Source organism: Micromonospora sp. NPDC049799 (assembly GCF_040656655.1).
In the GTDB taxonomy this organism is placed as follows: Bacteria; Actinomycetota; Actinomycetes; order Mycobacteriales; family Micromonosporaceae; genus Micromonospora.
Window position 1 is genome coordinate 1 of sequence record NZ_JBFAMU010000795.1, and the last position, 1,579, is coordinate 1,579.

General features: G+C 72.1%; 1 protein-coding gene. It reads left to right on the top strand.

The annotated features are described in order from the left end of the window. The first annotated feature begins 385 nt into the window (after positions 1 to 385). Positions 386 to 997, top strand: a complete 612-nt coding sequence (locus AB0I76_RS29530; protein WP_357042309.1) for a winged helix-turn-helix domain-containing protein — start codon at positions 386 to 388, stop codon at positions 995 to 997. The last annotated feature ends 582 nt before the right edge of the window (positions 998 to 1,579 follow it).

The following is a 1,579-nucleotide window of genomic DNA, read 5'->3' on the forward strand; positions in this document are numbered from 1 at the left end:
GAGCGGGCCAGCGGGCCGGCGGCGCGGCGGGCAGCGCGCGGACCGCCTCGGCGGGTGCGGCCGTCCCACCACCGAGACGGGCGCTTCCCCGTGGGAGCGCGTCCGGATGCTGCTACCTGGTCGTGAATCACGTTTCTCCACCACGGTGGGTTGATGGCCGGGACGAATAGGAACCAGGCGGGTACCCCCCGTATCGGGCTAACTCGGCGGCTCTGCTGTAATCATCAGGCTTCGTACGCAGAGCGAGCGTTTGGCTCCGATGTGTTCGTCAATTGTCACATTCATGCAACGCAGCCGCCCCTTGACCCCTGCACGGGCGCCGGGAAGCATCGATAAAGCGGCGTCCCGGGCCGTGGGGAGTAACCCGGACCAGCCAAGGAGGACCATGTCGGTCAGCCCCGCCTCGTCGCGCGCCGGATGGCATACGTCCCAGCCCGCTGTTCCCGGTCGGCCCCCCGGCGGTCAGCGCCGGCCCGCGAACACCGCCGCACCGATGCTCACGGTCACCCTCACCATTCCCCTCGCCTGTGAGGAGTCGCTGACCCCGCCCGCCCGTCGGCTGCTCGAGGCCGCGCGGGAGATGCTGGAGCGCGGCGAGGGAACGATCACCGCCACCACCAACGCCCCCGTCGAGCGCCGCCCGGACCCGGTTCCCGCCGGCCGGTCGCCGTCCCGGCCGCTGGCGTCCACCATCCCCGTCCTGCACATCCTCGCCGCCTCCCGTTCGGTGCTGCGCGACGGCGAGCCGATTCCGTTGACCCGTCTGGAGTTCGACCTGCTGCTGCACCTGGTCGCCCACCCGCGGCGGGTGTTCACCCGGCTCCAGTTGCTCAACGCCGTGTGGGGCTACGAGCACGCCGGAGTGCGGACCGTCGACGTGCACGTACGGCGGCTGCGCGGCAAGGTCGGCGTGGACGTCCCCCTGGTCACCACGGTCTACGGCGTCGGCTACCGGCTCGCCGACGACGCCCGGATCACCATCGACCGCACCGGCTGACCGTCTCCCGCCGCCTATGGGTCGGCACGCGCGGGATCGGCGTGGCTGTGGCGTGGCGTAGGCGTGGCGACCGCGACGCGGCCGATCTCGGTTGCGCTGCGTCACGGTCAGGACAGTTGACGCTCCGTGTCGGGTCGGTCGGGGTGCCACCCGCCGCTCTCCCCACTTTGCTCTGCACCCTGATATGCGCCAGTTCCCTGACCTGCGTATTCCGTCCCGAGGCCGGTTGCGCTTCCGCCACCGATCATGACGGCGAGTAACTGGTGCACTCTGGGGTGCAGAGCAAAGGGGTCGGGCGGCGACATGCCCTCCCCGGCTGACCTGACGGAGTGTCACTGACATGGCGGCCCCCGCCGCGCCCGGCCGCGCCCCGCCGGCACGGCAGCACGGCGTCGGTACTGCGGCGGGGCGCGGCGGGGCACCATGGTCGGATGCGCGTCCGTCCCGTCTCTCCCGACCTGCTCGTGGCCGAGCTGACCGACCGGCTCGCCGGCACCGACCCGGCGAGCCGGCTGCGCGTGGCCGTCGACAGGGCGGACAACGCCTGCATCACCCCGGCCAACAGGTCGCCGGAAGCGGAGC

Excerpts from the sequence above, each read along its gene's own strand:
- AB0I76_RS29530 (WP_357042309.1), top strand. The coding sequence starts at position 386 with ATGTCGGTCAGCCCCGCCTCGTCGCGCGCCGGATGGCATACGTCCCAG.